Source organism: Apilactobacillus nanyangensis, from assembly GCF_016861915.1.
In the GTDB taxonomy this organism is placed as follows: Bacteria; Bacillota; Bacilli; order Lactobacillales; family Lactobacillaceae; genus Apilactobacillus; species Apilactobacillus nanyangensis.
In genome coordinates, this window is the sequence record NZ_BOLX01000004.1 from 17,275 (window position 1) to 37,063 (window position 19,789).

Consider the following 19,789-nt stretch of genomic DNA (forward strand, 5'->3'; position numbering starts at 1 on the left):
AAAAAATGAAGGATATTTTTAAAGATTATAATATATTATTGATTATCTTCGTCTAATCCTTTACCAACAATGTCACCTAAAGTGAATCCATTTTCTTCTTCAGGAGCATTTTCAGTAGCATTATCAGTAGCTTCGACATGTTCACTTGAATCTTGAGCATTTTCTGGTTCAGGTTCAAGAGCACGTAATGATAAAGCTAAACGATGTTCACTTGGGTTAACATCTAAAACTTTAGCATCAACAGTTTGACCAACCTTTAATACATCAGAAGGTGTATTAACATGTTTGTGTGAAATTTGAGAAATGTGAATTAAACCTTCAACACCAGGAATTACTTCAGCAAAAGCACCAAAGTCAACTAATCTCTTGATAGTTGCTTTTACAGTACTACCTTGAGGAGCTTTTTCTTCGATTTCATCCCATGGTTGTGGCTTGGTTTGCTTGATTGAAAGTGAAATTCTGCCACGTTCTGCGTCCATAGCAATAACCTTAACTTTAACATCTTGGCCATTTTCTAGAACATCAGCTGGCTTGTTTACACGTTCGTATGAAATTTCTGAAACGTGAACTAGTCCGTCAATACCACCAAGGTCAACGAAAGCACCGAAGTCAGTCATACGTGCAACTTTACCTTCAACAACATCACCAACATTTAGCTTGTCCATAACTTCTGAACGAGCTTCTTCTTGGTTCTTAGCTACAACATCACTGTGTGAAAGAACTAAACGGTTCTTTTCAGGAACGATTTCAACAATCTTACATTCAAATTGTTGACCGTTGTATTGGTTTAAGTTTCTTACAAAGTGGTTAGTGATCATTGATGCAGGGATAAATCCACGTACACCAGCGTCTACTACTAAACCACCACGCACTGCGTTTTGAACAGTAACAGTAATTGTTTCATTGTTTTCAGCTTTTGCCTTTAATTCGTCCCAAACCTTACGTTCTTCTAAACGACGAATTGATAGAAGGAAGCTTCCACCTTCTTTATCATCACCGATACGTGAAATTACAACAAATTTACCTTTGTCTCCAACTTTAAATTTGCTTTCAACGTCATCAACAGGTTGTGAGGATAGTTCACGACGAGGAACAACTCCTTCAACCCCGGTGTTGTCAATACCAATAATTAATTGATGATCCTTGTCAAAGGCTAAAATTTCACCACTGACAACATCGTTAATATTAACTTGGTCCACACTATCCAAGGCTTCTAATAAATCTTTGTTTGTTTGTTCATCTGATTCACTCATCTGATATTTCCTCCTTGAGACTACTATAACTTACATTCTAGACTATGTTATTAATAAAATCTAGTTTAATGATTAAATTATAGTGTTTGTTTTTTTGTTATTTCATCAGAGATGGCATCTACCACTTGATCAATTGACATTGAAGTAGTGTCAATTTCCTTTGCATCAGCAGCTTTTGTCAATGGAGACACGGCTCTATGAGAGTCTTTGTAGTCTCTTTCTTCAATTTCTTTCTTCAATTGTTCTAATGGAACATGAATACCCTTTTCGGCATTATCTTTAAAACGACGATCAGCTCTTTCATCAACACTAGCAATCAAGAAAATTTTAACTTCAGCATTTGGTAAAACTGTTGTTCCGATATCTCTACCGTCCATAACAATTCCACCCTTAGCTGCAATATCTTGTTGTCTTTGAACAAGTTCTTTTCTAACTGCACCAAGACTAGCAACAGTTGATACATTATTAGTAACATCTTCTTGTCTAATATCGTTAGTGACTTCTTGTCCGTCAAGGAAAACTTTTTGTTGTTTTTCCCCAGGTTCAAAGGTAATTTCAGTACCATTTAACATATCCAAAATTACTTTTTCGTCATCCAAAGGATATCCTAATCGTAAGGCCTTTAGAGTAGTTGATCTATACATCGCACCAGTATCACAGTAAATGTATGAAAATCTTGCTGCAACTAATTTGGCAACTGTACTTTTTCCAGCAGATGCTGGTCCGTCAATTGCTACTTGTAACTTACTATTATTCATAAACTTAAACACCACTTAATATTATTTTACTTGAATCTTTTGACCATTTCTAACCTTATTAGAATCAGCAATACCGTTAAGTCTCATTAGACTTTGAACACTTGTACCGTACTTCTTAGCAACACGATATAAATCAGTCATACCATCTTGACCAATAACAGCATATCCACTGTTGTTAGCAGTTGTTGATTGGTTGGTAGTTGTTGTTTGATTTTGTGTGTTATTGCCGTTAGTTTGGCCTTGAGTATTATTGTTTGAGTTATTCATTGTGTTGTTCATGTTTGATGAACTGCTCATTTCTGAAGAGCTACTCATTGAACTTGAACTAGACTTCATTGAATTAGATTTTTCACTATCTTCATCGCTTTCTTTCTTCTTTGAAGACATTGAAGAAGATGTTGATGTTGAAGTAGTTGTAGAGTCGTTGTTATTACCACTAGGACTACTAATCATTCCGTATACAAGCGCAAATAATCCAATTACTACTAGGATAGTAATTAATACGATTGCAACTGTCTTATGTCCTCTATGTTTTCTTCTACTTTCTACTCTTGAAAAATTACTGTAATCGTCGTTATTATTCAAAATAATGACCTCCTAATAATATCTTATGTCTTAATTATACATGAATTTTACTATTTAGAAAAAAGAGTTTGAATAATACTTTGCCATTTGACGTTTCGTGGCCGTGAATTCAAGCTTTTGCTTTCTTGGACTAAATCCATCTGTTCTAATTGTAATTGGGTAGCATCTCCATTACAACAATTTTCATCGTGTTCAGAAAAAGTTTCGTTAAAATAACTAAGCAGAAATTCACGCTTACATCCCTTTGTTCTGACATAACCTAACATCTGATTTAAAGATGTTATCAACTCATTTCTTCTTCCCTCAAATATGTTAATCACTTCATTTTTCGTAAAACCATTTTGAAAATAATAGTTAATAAGATTGGCTTTGTCGTCCAACTCATTATTTTTCAGTTGTTGATAGTGATCATAGAAGAAGTTAATCATATCTTCACTTGGAATAGTGTCATCAATAAATCGATATTGCAAAATTTCATCTTTTTCCCTATACAGAATAACCGAGATGCTTTGTTTACCATCCCTTCCTGCTCTTCCCATTTCCTGAACATATGATTCAAGATTTGCTGGCATGTGGTAATGAATAACAAATCTGATGTTGTCCTTATCGATTCCCATTCCAAATGCACTTGTAGCACAAATAATATCAATTCTGTCACTGATAAATTGGTGTTGAATCCGATATCGACTGTCAGCATCCAAATCAGCATGATAAACCTCAACGTTTAAATTGGTTTTCTCTTTTAACCACTCGCAAACTGCATTGGCGACCTTTTTACTAGAGAAGTAAATAATCCCTGGTTTCATCAATTTATTAACTAGGTAAAGAAGTTGGTCATTCTTATCTTCATTACTAGTAAATGTATCAACGGCCAATGCAATGTTAGGTCGATTCGTCGAATACTTAATCGTTTTTAAGTTTGGCAAGCCAATTTTTTCTTTAATATCTAAAACAACATCATTAGATGCAGTTGCAGTCAGCATTAAAGTAGTTGGATGATTTAATCTGATGATTATATCCTTTAGATTTAGATACTCAGGCCTAAAATCTGGTCCCCATTGATTAATGCAGTGAGCCTCATCTATCACAAACAACGATATTTTGTACTGCTTAAAAGCATCTAATACATCTGAATTAGATAACATTTCTGGTGAAACGTAAACATACTTGTAATTATTTAAATTTTTGATGACTCTTTTTCGATCTACCCAAGATAGATTAGATGTTATCGCGACCGTTTGCTTTTCACCCAAGTATCTCATTCTATCAACTTGATCTTGCATCAAAGAAATTAACGGTGATACCACTATTACCATGCCATCAACCATCTTACCAACATATTGATAAATAAGTGTCTTCCCCGTACCAGTTGGCAAAACGCCTAATGTGTCATTGTCATCTAAGATTAATTGGATAACCTCTTTTTGCCCAGAACGAAAGTCATCAAAGCCAAACCATTTCTTTAGATGTTTCTTTAATTCTTCATCACTTAACATCTTGTTTGCTCCTTAATATTTGATAAATTCTGAACTCAAAAAAATTGATATCCGTGCTTTCGCTGATTTGACGATATTGCCAATCATCAATTGGTTGATTACCAAAGGCTTTACTTAGTGTTCTTTCATCATCGGAATTAATGATTTTAAAGTAAGGAAACTTATTTTCTGGCAACCAAATTGCCATTTCTAATAGATGCTCTCTAATTGTTGAAATCTTTACTTTTAAGTTTTTAGCAATTTGGTCTAGAGTATTTCCAGTAACAAATTGTTTATATGTTTGAATTGCATGATGATTCATCTTTAAAGTTCGTACATCATTTATCAGTGGTAATAATAAATTGTCATCATCATTAATAATATAATTAATGAAATCAACCCATCCATCATATTCCATGAAATATGCTTCAACATTCGAAATACCCAAAATGTCTGCCAATTGACTATTAGTCATCCCATAGACATCATGACCAATCATTTGCTGTGCAATGATATCAGCCTTTTTATCATCAACTTGCGATAAGTACTTGGTTAAATAATCTTCTAATCGGTTCACTATTTCTTTTTTATTTTGAATGAACCATCTTTTAACAATCATAGCGCTCTTCATATCAGTTTTGACAGGATAATAGTTTTTATTTTGATAACTATATTCCGATACAGATTGAATGGCTAATAATAATCTTGATTTAAACTCATTAACATCATAATCATATTGATACGATGTGTTCTGTAATATGTAAAAGGATTCCTTTACAGAATCCTTTTTAATTTGACCTTTTGAGGTCAATTGATACTGGAACTCATCAACTTGTTTAGCCAAGCCATCTGCAATTAGTTTTTTGATAGCTCCGTTGATAGAATTCAGATCATATGTTTTAAAAATTGCTGAGTATTGCAATAAATCATAACGCATTGCCCAAAAAAGTGTTGAAACAGTTCTTTTCCCGTTTAACAAGTTTTGAATTAATTTAATTCTTCTTGGTTGCGTTGATGATAGAAGCAATAACAGCAAATCTTTGTTCATTGTTTATCTCTTTTCTTTATATTTTTCCCATGCATTACTTCTGTTATATACAATCACAAAGACAATCCCAATGAATAATCCCTTGATAATGTTGAATGGTGCGACTGTGTATAATACAGAATCCAATAGGCTAAAGCTCAATTTAAAACCAGTTAAATTGATGTATAGTGGTGTAATCACGAAATAGTTCAACACACTTAAAACTAATGTTAGCATGAATGTTTCAAACAAAATCATAATAACGTATTTAGCTTTATTCTGAACCAGTTTATTTACCAATGTAACTGACAACACGATTGTTAAACTAGCGATTAATAATGCTGAAATTCCAATCAGATTAATCAAAGAAACACCGGTAAATACGAAGTATAGTACCGCTCTTAGCAATGCTACAATCAAACCACTACGAGTTGATAATAACACAGTTGCTAAAAGAATTGGGATATCACCAAAATCTAACTTCATGTATGGTGCCATCGGTAAGATAGGCACTGAAAGATAGGTCAATAGATATGCCAATCCTCCTAAAATAGAAACCTGAACCAGGTTCTTCAAACTAAAACGACTACTTGTACTACTTAACATAATAAATCCTCCATATGAGGAATATCTTCAAAAAAAGCCCATTGATCCATCGAAGACCAATGAGCTTTTTGCGTACTCAAAAAGAGATCTTCTTTATACCAGACTGTACTGTCGGCTTTGGAATTTCACCAAATCAACTATCAAACGATAGGTAGCGGGCTGTAACCGCCGGTCGGGAATCTAACCCTGCCCTGAAGATAAACCAATTTTTATTTTTTCAAGAATGATTATAGCAAAAAAGGATTGTTTGAAACAAGCCTTTTTATCTCTTTTCAGTCATTTCGTATAACTTTTCCACTTCGAATTTCTTTAGTGGTCGGTAATCACCTGGTTGTAATCCTTTTAAGTTTAAGAAGGCAAATGATTCACGTTTTAACTTTTTAACCGGATGACCGATGGCCTTGAACATGTTCTTAACCTCATGGTTTTTACCTTCATGAATTGTTAATTGCACAACGGCAGTCTTCTTACCATTATCAGTTTCTAAGACGTTTGTCTTGGCAGGTGCAGTCTTCTTACCGTTAATCTTAACACCTAGTCTTAGTTGTTTTAATTCATCGTTAGTTGGAATTCCTTCCACCTTAGCAACATAAGTCTTTTCAACTTCGTACTTAGGATGAGTTAAACGATTATCCAGGTCCCCATCATTAGTCATTAATAAAAGACCTGATGTATCGTAGTCTAATCGACCAACTGGATAAATTCTTTGTTCAACATCTTCGAAAAAGTCTAAGACAGTCTTACGATCCTTTTCATCAGATACTGAAGTGATAATTCTTCTTGGTTTGTATAACAAGTAATATACTGGTGCTTCCTTGTTGATTGGTAAACCATCAACTTGTACTTCATCAGAAACTTTAACCTTTGTTCCAAGTTCAGTAACAACTTGACCGTTTACCTTCACTCGACCGGCTAAAATAATTTCTTCTGATTTACGTCTTGAAGCTACACCGGCTTTAGCCATTATCTTCTGTAGTCGTTCCGCCATTTTCTTCCTCCTGAAGTAAAATTTCATTATCAATTTTTGGTAATTCGTTTAAACTCTTAATCCCAAACAACTTCAAAAAGTTATCAGTTGTTGTATAAAGTTTTGGATGACCCGGTACCTTCTTGTAACCGGCGGTAGCAATTAGACTTTGTCTCAACAATCTTTGGACCGTCTTACTGCTGTTCACACCTCTAATGTCATCAACTTCAACCCTAGTAATTGGTTGATTATAAGCAATAATCGTAAGTGTTTCTAGCGCTGTTTGAGTTAAAGAAATGCTTTCATCGCTTTGTAAATATCCCTTAATCAATTCGTTTAGTTCTTCCTTTGTGGCAAGTTGAACCTTATCAGAATATTCCATCAACGTAAACGGAGAGTCCTCGTGCTCAAAAGACTCCTTTAATTGATTCATTAACGTTTCTAGCTCACTAGTATTTAATTCCAATAATGTGCTTAGATTATCGTATGTTATTCCATCTTCACCAGATATATATATTAGACTCTCTAGCTGCGCTAACTTACTAACCAATTACTCTTCACCTTGCTTTACGATTTTTTCTAAATATAGTTTGTCGTCAATTTGTCCGACCTTAACCTTTTGTTCCTTCACTAACTCTAGTAATGATAAAAATGTAGTAACTACAAATTCAACGTTACTAGTCTTATCAAATAAGGAATCAAATTCAACAGATTGATGATTAGATAATCTATCCATAACATATGTTGATTGCCCTTTGACAGTATATTCCCATTCAATCACTGAGTGCACGTATGGTTCGTTTGATTTAATTTTTTCGATAATTCGATCAAACGCTTGTTGAATTAAATCGATACTGAACTTTTCATTATCATTAAAATCAATCATCTCATCGACACTCGGTAAAACGGGATCCACACTGTGATATTGACTAGTCTTAGACTCCATTTTTTTCAATACTTTTGATACTTCTTTATATTCTTGATAGATCAAAAGTTGATTTACTAGTTCATCCCTTGGATCTTCATAATCATCATCTTCATTGATTTCATCATTTCTAGGTAACAATAGCTTAGACTTGATAGCCATCAAATTAGACGCCATTACAAAGTATTCACCTGCGATATTGACGTTTAGGTTTTTCATTTCTGTTAAATATTCAACGTATTGTCTGGTAATCTTTTCAATTTGGATGTCATAGATATCCATTTCAGATTGCTTGATTAGATGTAATAGTAATTCTAAGGGGCCATCAAAATCATCAATGTGAATATTTATATTGTTAGAGTTATTGAACTCTGGTTCCATTACGTTTCTCCCAAATTTCACAGATTGAAGTGGTATCCATTGTTCCGACAATTTTTTTACCCATGTATAGGTTATTTAAATCGTCAATCATCGAACAACAGTTATTAATGTTCCAAGAATCTGGTGTTAAGACTACTCTTCTTAGAACTAATAAATCATTTTTTTGTTCAATTGCGACTAATCCAGCCCAATTGTCATCTTGATTTTTCCATAAGTAAATAACACGGTTATCACTATCTTCATACCAGTTCATTTCATCTTCTAAGTGATTCCCCTTATTCATGTCTGGTAATAAAGAAAGCATATCCATAGCGATTTTTTTATATTCTGTTCTATATTTTAGTAGCATCCCAAATTCCTCCAATCTGTGCTTTAAGCGTGTGGATGAAAGTCATCAAACGCCTTATTTAGATGTTCATGGGAAACATGTGTATAGATTTGAGTTGTTGAAATATCCGAGTGCCCCAATAGCTCTTGTACAACTCTCAAATCTGCTCCGTTTTCTAGTATATGAGTGGCAAATGAATGGCGTAAGGTATGTGGCGTGACCTTTTTCTTAATTCCAGCTAATCCAACATAACGTTTTAGCTTTTGCCAAATACTTTGTCTACTCAAACCAGATCCATGAGCATTTAAGAATAGATAATCACAATGTCTTCTTTTTAGCAAAAGATTGCGACTGTTTTCCATATAAGTGTATATCCATTTAATGGCTTGAGATCCAATCGGAATGATTCTTTCCTTGTCTCCCTTACCAATTGTTTGAATAATTCCCATATCTAAATGTAAATTATCCATCTTCAAATTAACTACTTCGCTAACACGCAATCCTGTTGCATACATAACTTCTAATATCGCCCTATCTCTAATGCCATATTTGTCGTTTGTATCTGGAACTGCTAGCAATTTATCAATTTCCTTCATCGTCAATACATCTGGTAAATGATTGGCTGATTTAGGTGTATCTACATTCACCATAGGATCTTCTAAGATGAAGTGATATCTTTGTAGGTATTTAAAAAACTTTTTCATCGTTGAAACAAAACGGATTATGGAATTTCTTGCCTTTCCACAATCCTTCATGTACTTCATATAATCTAAAATTGTCTTTGAATCGACTTTTTTAAATTCATTAATATGATTGTCTTTTAAGTAATTGATAAATCCCTTAATATCTTGATGATAGCTCTTAATAGTATTATCTGATAATCCACGTTCAATCACCAAATAATGTAAGTAGTCCTTAACTTCGGAGTCCATAATATCACCCGATTTTATTCAATATCAGTTTCTTTACCCTTTTCAGTTAACAACATTTCGCCATCCTTTTGTTCAATCAGACGGTTCTTCAAAAGATTACCTACGGCACGTTTGAATTGTCCCTTACTAATACCAAAGAAAGCCTTGATATCTTCAGGAGTACTCTTGTCGGTATAAGCAATCTTTGCATCTTCTGATCTCTTCAAAACAGCAAAAATCATTTTTGAATCATCACTAATTGCTTCATATGCACGAGGCTTCATTGAAAGATTTAATGTTCCATCTCGTAAAATTCCAATCACTCTGACGTCAACTTGTTGACCCAAGCGTGGTTCCATTTCACGTTCACTCGGATGGATAAATCCTAGTCGATAGTCGTCTGTGATAACACGAGTTCCAGCTAACTTCAATCTATAAGTTGTCGCCTTCATGTTACGGTTCTTTAGCTTGGGATTAGCTGGGATTGAAATGCTCTTGAAGATTTCTTCATCAGCTAATTCACCCCAAATTCGATCTTTTTTATCGATTTTTAAGGCAATCATGACTTTATCACCATGTTGAGGCCATAACTTTGTTAATTCGGGAAGATCATCGATTGAAACGGCAATGTCCTTGTTAGGTAAACCGATATCAACAAAAATCCCCAATCCATACTTGCTTTGGACAACCGTTCCAAATGCATAGTGATCCACTTGTACATCTGGAATGTTTCTTGTTATTTGCATCTTATGATTTTCATTTTCATATGCAAATCCTTTAAAGTTACTACCAATCTTTAGTGGCTTTAATATTTCGTCCTTATCCAATAGGAATGTTGTTCCTTCAATTTGAACAAAATAGTTTTTGTCATTTTCGTCAGTTACTTTACCAGAAACAACACGGCCTAAAAAGTTATTCATTAATATTCCTCATTTCGAATCGTTATATGTCAATTCTACACTAATTTACATAATATTTCGATAAAAAAAGAGGATGCATTTAAAATGCATCCTCTTTTCGAGTAAATATTATAGTGAGTTAGCAGCGCCTGCGTAAACAATTCCGCGACGTGCATCTACTGTAATAGTTTGACCGTCTGTGATGTTTTCAGTAGCACCCTTAGCGCTAACAATAACAGGAATTCCAAGTGAAATACCTAATACTGCAGCATGTGATGTCATACCACCATCTTCAACGATAATTGCGCTTGCCTTCTTAATAGCTGGCAAGAAGTCTTTGTTGGTATTCTTAGCTACCAACACGCCACCGTCAACAGCTTTGCTGTTTGCATCGGCAGCGTTACTTGCTAAAAAAGCTTTACCGATAACAGTCTTGTCGCCAACACCTTGTCCTTGAGCAAGTTCTGAACCGATCAACTTAACGCTCATTACGTTAGTTGTACCCTTTTCGCCAACAGGTAGACCTGCAACTACAAGGATTAAGTCGCCTTCCTTAGCTAAGCCAGTTTCAACTGCCTTCTTAGCTGCGAAGTCGAACATACCATCACTGTTTTCTGGCTTGTCAACAACGATTGGTTGAACACCCCAGTTAACCATTAGACCACGACGTACACGGTCATCAAAAGTTAATGCTAAGATATCAGCATTTGGATGGTACTTAGAAATCATACGAGCTGAGTAACCAGTTGAAGTAGTAGTTACGATAGTCTTGATGTCAAGATCCTTAACCATTTCAGCAACTTGCTTACCGAATGCTTCAGTAACGTCACCATTGTTGAATGCAGGACGAGCGTCACCGTATTCAGCGTAGTGGTTTTCAGCCTTAACGTCTAACTTAGCCATAGTAGCAACTGCTTCTGCTGGGTAGTCACCGTTAGCACTTTCACCTGAAAGCATAGTAGCATCAGTACCGCTTAATACAGCGTATTCAACGTCTGAAGCTTCAGCACGTGTAGGACGTGGGTTTTCGATCATTGAGTCCAACATTTGAGTTGCAGTAATAACTGGTTTACCCATTTCGTTACATCTGTGGATTAAGTGTTTTTGAACGATTGGAACGTTTTCTGCTGGAATTTCAACAGCCATGTCACCACGAGCAATCATCAAACCATCAGAAACCTTCATGATTTCTTCAAAGTTGTCGATACCTTCTTGTGATTCAATCTTAGGGAAGATTTGAACGTCTTCTTTGTGTTCGTCTTCAAGTAATTTACGGATGTCTAAAACATCTTCTGGTTTTCTTACAAATGAAGCGGCGATGAAGTTAATGTGCATTTCTGAAAGACCAAAACGAATGTCGCTTGAATCCTTTTCAGTAATACCTGGTAAGTTAATTGAAACACCAGGTGCAGTAACAGTTTTACGTGAACCTAGAGTAGCGTTGTTTTGAGCAACAACAACTAGTTCTTTGTTAGCTTCATCGATTTCTTTGATAACTGAGTCTAAGATACCATCATCAAATAAGATGTGGCCACCAACGTGAACGTCGGCTAATAAGCCAGGGTAAGTAACGGCGATCTTTTCTTTAGTACCTTCAATAGATTCGTCCATTGAAATTCTAAATTCGTCGTTAGTGTGGAATTCGATCTTACCATCTTTTTGGATAGTAGTACGGATTTCAGCACCCTTAGTATCAAGCATAAGACCAACAGTCTTACCAGTTCTCTTTTCGGCTTCATGAACTTTGTTTAAACGATCAAAGTGTTCTTCATGGTCACCATGTGAGAAGTTAAATCTGAAAACATTAGCGCCAGATTCGATTAATTTGACAATAGTGTCAACATCGGTACTAGCAGGTCCTAATGTACTTACGATTTTTGTTTTCTTCATAAGTAAAAATCTCTCCTTTTATTTTGTATGATAAATCATCCCTAAAAGATGATTATCATGCATAACTAGGTTTCATCTAGAATTGTATCACTTTTTAAAATTTATGTCTTTTATTTTTGCGCAATTTTTTAATAATTCAAAATTATTTATAAACTACATTGCCATTGCCTAATAATTGAATAAGTTTATCGTGCAATTCCTTGCTATTATTCAAATTATTGTCAGTACTTAACAGCTTTTTAGTCCCGTTTTGTGAATTATATATAACGACTTGATGAGTTCCGTGATTTTGTTTCATCAATGCATAAACATTTCTCAATACTTGATTAGAATTGTGGTCCTCATCAATCTTCAAATACCATTTTTGACTAGGAATTTGTTTTTTAATCTTACTCAAAACGTTTGCTGCTGGATACATCTTGTCGGCAATCAATTGATACTGACCGTTTCTCTTTTCTGGTTTTCCACTTACCAGAATCACCATTGATGTTCTGATCCAATTAGCTATAAGTTTATAAGTTGATGGGAAGACCGTCACGTTAATGTCTCCAGCAACATCGGTTCCATCAACAAATGCCATATTGTCACCCTTCTTGGTTCTGATGGTCTTAACTCGTTGAACAAACAATAGGCAGTTAATCGGTTCATCATAACTTCCCAATTCGTCTGAAGAAACAATCTTCATCGAACTTTGTAGTTGTTGATATTGTTCCACTGGATGACCTGATAAATAAACACCCACGTATTTATTTTCCAATTCCAGTTTATCAACCAGACTAAGATCTTCAGCAACTCGTTTCTTAGGCTTTAATGTCTTAAACAAGTCCTGTGATCCTCCACTTAGGTTAACTGATTCAACGTATTCATCAATTGAATTAGCTAATTCTGATCGATTATCACTAAAACTATCAAAGGCACCTACGTAAATAAGTGGTTTCAATAAGTCATTCTTTCTGAACTGTGGTGAAATTCTGGAAATGAACTCTTCTAGTCCCTTGTATGGGCCATTTTGTTCACGCTCTTCAACAATTTCACGAATAAAATCACTACGGATTCCCTTGATGCATCTTAGACCAAAGATAATGTTTTGCCCATCATCAATAAACTCTTCAAACGACTTATTGATATCAGGTGCCAATACATTAATATTACGTTTCTTAGCCTCAACAACATAAACGTTAATCTTGTCGTGATTTCCCATTACGGAATTCAACAATCCGGTAAAGAATTGACGACTAAAATGGGCTTTCAAATAAGCTAATTCAAATGCCATCTTACTGTATGCGACGGCATGAGACTTATTGAAACCGTAACTAGCAAATCGCTCAATGTATTCAAAGGTCTGACTAGCGGATTTCTTTGAGTAACCCTTCTTTTCGGCTCCAGTAATAAACTTATCTCTCATGGATTCCATTACGCCTTGTTTTTTCTTACTCATTGCACGACGTAACAAGTCGGCTTCGCCAAGTGTGAAACCACCCATGATTGATGCCACTTGCATTACCTGTTCTTGGTAAACAATGATTCCATACGTTGGTCCTAACACATCGACGAGGGTTGCATCAATTCCTTCAACTTTTTCCTTGCCCTTCTTTCGAGCAATGAAAGTGTCGATGTTTTCCATTGGGCCTGGACGATACAAGGCATCAACTGCGGCAACCTCATTAAAGTTATCAGGATGTAATGATTTCAAAACACGTTTAATTCCGTCAGATTCGAATTGGAAGATTCCATTAGTGTCACCCTTTTGGAATAATTCTAGTGTTTTTGGATCGTTTAAATTAATTTTTCTGATATCAAAGTTACTGTTAACATCTTTTCTAACTAGTTGAATAATGTCATTTAAAATCGAAAGGTTCTTTAAACCAAGAAAATCAATCTTCAACAAACCGATTTCTTCAACGTAGTTCTTAGAGTATTGAGTAATTAAAAGCTCTTCATTTCCTGCTTGAAGTGGTGAAGTCTCAACGATTTTATTTTGGCTTAACACCAATCCGGCAGCATGAGTCGATGAATGTCTAGGGTTACCTTCTAGCTTAGTAGCCGTTTCATACATCAACTTATTTAATGCATTGTCGTTAACTAGGTTTCTTAGTTTTAGTGAGTTATCGTAAGATTCCTTAAGCGTAATCTTCAACTTATTTGGAATGGCTTTACTCCACTCATCTTGTTCAAACTTAGATAAACCAAATGTTCTACCAACATCTCTTAATACTTGTTTGGTCGACATCGTATCAAAAGTAACGATTTGGGCAACGTTTTGATGCCCATACTTGTCATGGACATAATTTAGGATCACTTCACGTTTATCATCTGGAATATCCAAATCAATATCCGGCATTTGAGCACGTTGGTCATTTAAGAAACGTTCAAACAATAGGTCGTATTCAATCGGATCAACATCTGTAATGTACAAACAAAATGAAACAAGCGATCCAGCTGCTGAACCACGTCCGGGACCGGTCATGATATTTTGTTGATGAGCATAGTTAATAACATCCCACACGATTAGGAAATAATCGTTGAAGCCCATGCCATCAATCACTTGTAATTCGTGTTTTAGACGATCACGATAGACTAGCCATTTATCCTTTGGAACCGCTAGTTCCACTAAACGATGCTTTAAACCAGTTATACATAACTCTGCCAAGAAATCCTTGGATGACATGTTCTTACCATTATCATAATGTGGTAAAACCGGTTGTTTTTTACTAATTTCGACATGACAGCTTTTTGCTACCTTTTCATTATTAGTTAAGCATTCTTCAAGTCCCTTTAGCTGGTAGTCATTAATTACGTCAGAACTTGGTTTTAACCAATTCTGAGTTTCTTCATGACTTTCCCCAAGCGGATTGGTTAAACGGCGATTATCGTCACGAATACATTGCATTACCTTCAGCGCGAATGCATCATCACTATTTAGATTTTGAACTCTAGATGATGCGATTAGGCCAATTCCTAATTGTCCCGATAATGACTTAACTTGTTCAATGTAGTCATTATCTTCTAGTTTTTCTTCACTAATTGCCAAGAAGATATCATCTTGGTGGCCATTTTTAAGATTACCTATAAAATCGATCACTGTATCGAATTGGTGTTGTTTAATCAACGCTGCTACCTCGCCGTAATCAGGAACAATTATAAAGGTATCCTTGGTAAAACTAAGTAAATCATCTATTGAAAGATTTTCGTTTTCCCTCGTTTTAGCTAGAGTGGATAATTTCATGATGTTTTTGTATCCATCATTATTCTTTGCTAAAACAATCAATTGATTTGCCTCTTCATCAGTTGAGACATTCTCAACAGACAAAGTAAGTCCGATAATTGGATGAATATTATTTTTTATACACTTATCATAGAATTCAATTGCACCATACATAACTTTGTCATCAGTTAACGCCAGGTTAGTATACCCACGTTTAATTGCTGTTGAAATTAATTCATCTATTGAGATTGTACTATTCAACAAACTGTATGAACTCATTACGTTTAACGGTGTATAATCCATAAAAATCATCCCTTTCCTTCAATAATTATAACAAAAATATCAATTGGTTGGATTATTTATAACTGTTTTTTACTTCTTAACTGTGGTAAAATTTCTATGAAATGTGAGGTGGATATGATGAAATTCATTATTTCAAATCTATTAGTTATTTTCTGGGCTGTTATCTTCGGTGAAATCATCGGATACATTGCCAGTCAATTAACTGGACTAACCTATAACTTAACTGAAATTGGTGTCGTATCAGCCGTTGTTGTATTAATTGCTGTTAACGCTTTAACACTTATTTCAAAACACTCAGTCAAATAATAAAAGCTCAAGTTAATCAACTTGAGCTTTTTTTGTTTATTCAAATGTTAATTCATTGTTAGCTAATCCAATCTTAACTGTAGATTTGGCTTTCACCTTATCTGCAATGATTAACTTAGCCAATGGTGTTTCGACATTTCTTGTCACAAATCTTTGTAATGGTCTTCCACCATATTGTGGGTCGTATCCATTATCAGTGATCCAGTCTAGCGCTTCATCACTGACTTCAATCTTGATTTGTTGGTCATTTAAGCGTTTGCCTAATTGATCGATTAAATGCTTAACAATTTGTCTTACATCCTTCTTGGATAGTGGTTTGAATGTAATGATGTCGTCAATTCTGTTTAGGAATTCTGGTTTAAAGCTCTTCTTCAATAAGTCATCAACTTGTTTCTTAGCCTTATCAGAAATATTGCCATCCTTATCCAAACCATTCAATAAGATATCAGAACCTAGGTTTGATGTCATAATCAATAGCGTATTCTTGAAATCAACTGTGTGGCCTTGACCATCAGTTAATCTTCCATCGTCTAAAACTTGTAGTAAGACGTTGAAGACATCAGGATGCGCTTTTTCTATTTCATCAAATAAAACAATGGTGTATGGGTCTCTTCTAACGGCTTCAGTTAATTGGCCACCTTCTTCGTAACCTACGTATCCTGGAGCAGCACCGACCAGTCTAGAAACGGATTCTTTTTCCATGTATTCTGACATGTCAATTCTTACCATGTGTTCTTCTGAATCGAATAAGTTTTCAGCTAATGATTTGGCAAGTTCAGTTTTACCAACACCGGTAGGTCCTAGGAATAGGAAAGAACCTAATGGCTTGCTTGGATCTTGTAGACCAGCTCTAGAACGTAATACCGCATCAGAAACGGCTTCAACAGCTTCATCTTGACCAACTACTCGCTTGTGTAAGTTATCATCTAAATGAAGCAGTTTTTCTCTTTCACCTTGCATCAAACGAGCAACAGGAATCTTAGTTTCACGGCTTAATACTTCTGCAATGCCATCTTCTGTAACTGATTCACTAACTAACCAGTCATCTTCATGGTCTTGATTTTCCATCTTAGCTAGTTCTTCTTCAAGCTTTGGAATAGTACCATGTTTTAGAATTGCAGCCTTATTTAGGTCGTATGAACTTTCGGCTTGTTGCAAGTCATTTTTAGCTTGGTCTAATTCAGCCTTCTTGTCACCTAATGTCTTAATGGATGACTTTTCTTGTTGCCATCTAGCGTTTAACTTATTAACGGTTTCCTTTAAGTTGGCTAGTTCTGGTTCTAGTTTGGCCAAACGAGCCTTTGATTCGTCGTCTTCCTCGTTCTTCAATGCTGCTTCTTCGACTTCGGCACGCATTAACTTACGGTTGGCTTGATCCAATTCAGTTGGATTAGAATTCATTTCCACTTCGATTGTGGAAGATGCTTCATCGACTAAATCAATCGCCTTATCTGGTAAGAAACGATCTGGGATATAACGGTCAGCCAACTTAGCAGCTGCAACTAACGCGTTATCGTGAATTCTTACTCCGTGGTGAATTTCTAGTCGTTCTTTAATTCCACGAAGAATTGTAATGGTATCGTCAACACTTGGTTCATCAACGCTGACCTTTTGGAAACGTCTTTCAAGTGCCTTATCCTTTTGCATGTACTTTCTGTATTCATCAACAGTAGTCGCACCAATCAAATGTAGTTCACCACGAGCTAACATTGGTTTTAAGATGTTTCCGGCATCCATACTACCTTCTGATTTACCGGCACCAACAATGTTATGAATTTCATCGATGAACATGATAATTTGGCCTTCAGACTTTTTAACAGCCTTTAGTACAGCCTTCAAACGTTCTTCGAATTCACCGCGGTACTTGGCACCTGCAATCAATGAACTCATGTCTAGTTCAAACAATGACTTGTCCTTTAGATTTTCAGGAACATCGTTTACGGCAATACGCTTTGCTAAACCTTCAACAATGGCAGTCTTCCCAACACCTGGATCACCAATCAAAACAGGATTGTTCTTGGTCATTCTGGAAAGAATTCTGATTACGTCTAGAATTTCTTCGTCTCTTCCGATAATAGGGCCTAACTTACCTGCTCTGGCTTCGGCAACCAAGTCAACACCATATTTCTTAAGTGCTTGATAATTATCTTCTTGATTCTTTGAAGTCACCTTTTCGCCCCCTCTGATATTTTGTACTACTTCTTCAATCTTTTGTTTTGTAATTCCTTGGTCTTTTACATAGTCAACAACTTTGTTACCCGTTGTATCCATTAATGCGATTACTAATGTATCAACGGCAACATAGCCATCACCCAAGTTTGTTTTTTCTTTTTCTGCATTTTGTAATAGTTCGAGCATACTGGATGAAATATTTTGTCCATAGGCCACGCCTTGGCCATCTACTGTTGCAATTTCATCTAGTTGTTGATCCAATTGCTTTTCGAAATCATCAACGTTCATCCCTGCTTCAGCAAAAATTTGTCTTGCTAATTCACCTGGTTGTACCAATACCTTGAACAAATGGGTAATTGTGATTTCTTGATGTTTGCGATTAGCAGCCACCTTTTGTGCTTCAGCTAACGCTTGTGATACTGCTTCTGTTAATTCATCTGGATTCAATTATTTCACCTACTTAATAAAAAATACCTATGAGAAATCCATCTCATAGGTAAATTTTACCAAAAGGTCACATTAAATCAAATTATTTTGACCTTTTTTGACTAATTATTTTTCTGCGTTTAACTTAGCGATTTCAATGATGACATCACATGCCTTTTCCATTGTTTGAACAGATACGTATTCAAAACGACCGTGCATGTTTTCACCACCGGCAAACAAGTTTGGTGTTGGTAACCCCTTAAATGAGATTGTTGAACCATCAGTTCCCCCACGAACTGGGAAAATATCTGGTTTAACGTCAACATTGTTCATTGCTTCCTTGGCTAAATCAACAACTTCCATGTTCTTTTCGATAACTTCGGCCATGTTGTAGTATTGGTCCTTAACTTCAACGTGAACACGGTCATAATCAAAACGCTTGTTCATTTCATCGGCAATCTTTTTGAAGTATTGTTTTCTTTCTTCAAAACGATTTCTGTCATGATCTCTGATGATGTAAGACATCTTAGTGTTGTCTGGAGTACCATTGATTTCAAGCAAGAAGTAGAATCCTTCCTTACCATCAGTGTATTCAGGTCTTTCATATGCAGGTAGCTTAGCATTGAATTCCATTGCTAATAAGGCCGCATTAACCATAACATCCTTGGCTTCACCAGGATGGACATCAGTTCCTTTAATTTCAACAGTTGCACCAGCAGCGTTAAAGGTTTCGTATTGTAGTTGCCCTTTAGCTCCACCATCGACAGTGTAAGCCATATCGGCACCGAAATCTTCAACATCAAATTTCAATGAACCAGTTCCGATTTCTTCGTCCGGACCAAAACCAACTTCGATTTCACCGTGCTTAATTTCAGGATGGTCAATTAAGTATTTCATGGATGAAATGATCTCGGAAACTCCTGACTTGTCGTCAGCTCCTAATAAAGTAATTCCATCAGTTGTGATAAGAGTATCACCAGAATACTTATGTAGACTTTCAAATACGTTTGGATCTAAGTTGTATTCACCGTCACCTAATTTGATGTTTGATTTTCCATCATAGTTTTCTACAAATTGTGGGTTCACATTTTCTGAATTAAAATCAGCAGTATCAATATGTGAAATGAAACCAATCTTCTTTACATCTTTGTCGATGTTTGAAGGTAGAGTCGCAAATACATATGCACTTTCTTCATTTGTTCTTACGTTAGATAAACCAATTTCTTTTAGTTCTTCCTTTAATTGGTTTAAAAATACTGTTTCACGGTTAGCTGATGGAATAGTAGTGCTGCTTTCATCAGAACGCGTGTTAACCTTAACGTATCTCAAAAAACGAGGTACTAAGTCTTCATACTTACTCATGGTGTTTCCC

Annotated in this window: 17 protein-coding genes and 1 riboswitch; of the genes, 1 reads left to right on the forward strand and 16 read right to left on the reverse strand. The window is 35.5% G+C overall.

Annotation, left to right across the window (positions count from 1 at the left end):
- Positions 1-35: 35 nt before the first annotated feature.
- From rpsA to dnaE, 14 genes are all read right to left on the reverse strand, one after another.
- Entirely contained in the window at positions 36-1,253 is a 1,218-nt protein-coding gene (rpsA, locus tag JUD45_RS01625; protein WP_138727147.1) for a 30S ribosomal protein S1, read from the reverse strand.
- Positions 1,254-1,330: 77 nt separating this feature from the next.
- Positions 1,331-2,011: a (d)CMP kinase gene (gene cmk / locus JUD45_RS01630; RefSeq protein ID WP_138727146.1), complete on the reverse strand. Its 681-nt coding sequence runs from the start codon at positions 2,009-2,011 to the stop codon at positions 1,331-1,333.
- A gap of 21 nt (positions 2,012-2,032) precedes the next feature.
- A complete protein-coding gene (locus JUD45_RS01635) occupies positions 2,033-2,596 on the reverse strand; it encodes a LysM peptidoglycan-binding domain-containing protein (protein ID WP_138727145.1) in 564 nt (187 codons plus the stop codon).
- Positions 2,597-2,646: 50 nt separating this feature from the next.
- The gene (locus tag JUD45_RS01640; protein WP_138727144.1) at positions 2,647-4,092 is read right to left on the reverse strand and encodes a RecQ family ATP-dependent DNA helicase; all 1,446 of its coding nucleotides are present in this window, start codon (positions 4,090-4,092) and stop codon (positions 2,647-2,649) included.
- Positions 4,082-5,119, reverse strand: a complete 1,038-nt coding sequence (locus JUD45_RS01645; RefSeq protein WP_138727143.1) for a helix-turn-helix domain-containing protein — start codon at positions 5,117-5,119, stop codon at positions 4,082-4,084. Before JUD45_RS01645 ends, JUD45_RS01640 begins: the two co-directional genes overlap by 11 nt.
- A gap of 3 nt (positions 5,120-5,122) precedes the next feature.
- Complete coding sequence (locus JUD45_RS01650) at positions 5,123-5,704, reverse strand: ECF transporter S component (RefSeq protein ID WP_138727142.1); 582 nt, start codon at positions 5,702-5,704, stop codon at positions 5,123-5,125.
- Positions 5,705-5,786: 82 nt separating this feature from the next.
- Positions 5,787-5,907: riboswitch (FMN riboswitch) on the reverse strand.
- Positions 5,908-5,966: 59 nt separating this feature from the next.
- Complete coding sequence (locus JUD45_RS01655) at positions 5,967-6,692, reverse strand: pseudouridine synthase (protein ID WP_034530795.1); 726 nt, start codon at positions 6,690-6,692, stop codon at positions 5,967-5,969.
- On the reverse strand, positions 6,661-7,221 hold the full coding sequence (scpB, locus tag JUD45_RS01660; protein ID WP_138727141.1) for an SMC-Scp complex subunit ScpB: 561 nt from the start codon (positions 7,219-7,221) through the stop codon (positions 6,661-6,663). The genes JUD45_RS01655 and scpB overlap by 32 nt, the downstream gene beginning before the upstream one ends.
- Entirely contained in the window at positions 7,222-7,977 is a 756-nt protein-coding gene (locus JUD45_RS01665; protein ID WP_138727140.1) for a segregation and condensation protein A, read from the reverse strand. It abuts the gene before it with no gap.
- A complete protein-coding gene (locus tag JUD45_RS01670) occupies positions 7,958-8,326 on the reverse strand; it encodes a hypothetical protein (RefSeq protein ID WP_034530791.1) in 369 nt (122 codons plus the stop codon). The genes JUD45_RS01665 and JUD45_RS01670 overlap by 20 nt, the downstream gene beginning before the upstream one ends.
- 23 nt (positions 8,327-8,349) lie before the next feature.
- Positions 8,350-9,237: a site-specific tyrosine recombinase XerD gene (gene xerD / locus JUD45_RS01675; protein ID WP_203619534.1), complete on the reverse strand. Its 888-nt coding sequence runs from the start codon at positions 9,235-9,237 to the stop codon at positions 8,350-8,352.
- Positions 9,238-9,251: 14 nt separating this feature from the next.
- Positions 9,252-10,136, reverse strand: coding sequence for a CvfB family protein (locus tag JUD45_RS01680; RefSeq protein ID WP_138727138.1), 885 nt, complete (start codon positions 10,134-10,136; stop codon positions 9,252-9,254).
- Positions 10,137-10,244: 108 nt separating this feature from the next.
- Complete coding sequence (gene pyk / locus JUD45_RS01685) at positions 10,245-12,005, reverse strand: pyruvate kinase (protein WP_138727137.1); 1,761 nt, start codon at positions 12,003-12,005, stop codon at positions 10,245-10,247.
- A 142-nt stretch (positions 12,006-12,147) separates the two neighbouring features.
- A complete protein-coding gene (gene dnaE / locus JUD45_RS01690; RefSeq protein ID WP_187155350.1) occupies positions 12,148-15,513 on the reverse strand; it encodes a DNA polymerase III subunit alpha in 3,366 nt (1,121 codons plus the stop codon).
- A 114-nt stretch (positions 15,514-15,627) separates the two neighbouring features.
- Between dnaE and JUD45_RS01695 the strand changes: the two genes are divergently transcribed.
- On the forward strand, positions 15,628-15,819 hold the full coding sequence (locus JUD45_RS01695; RefSeq protein ID WP_225349239.1) for a DUF2929 family protein: 192 nt from the start codon (positions 15,628-15,630) through the stop codon (positions 15,817-15,819).
- A 36-nt stretch (positions 15,820-15,855) separates the two neighbouring features.
- Here JUD45_RS01695 and clpB read toward each other — a convergent pair whose 3' ends face one another.
- Complete coding sequence (gene clpB, locus JUD45_RS01700) at positions 15,856-18,438, reverse strand: ATP-dependent chaperone ClpB (protein ID WP_138727135.1); 2,583 nt, start codon at positions 18,436-18,438, stop codon at positions 15,856-15,858.
- Between the two features lie 105 nt (positions 18,439-18,543).
- A complete protein-coding gene (pepT, locus tag JUD45_RS01705; RefSeq protein WP_138727134.1) occupies positions 18,544-19,779 on the reverse strand; it encodes a peptidase T in 1,236 nt (411 codons plus the stop codon).
- Positions 19,780-19,789 lie beyond the last annotated feature (10 nt).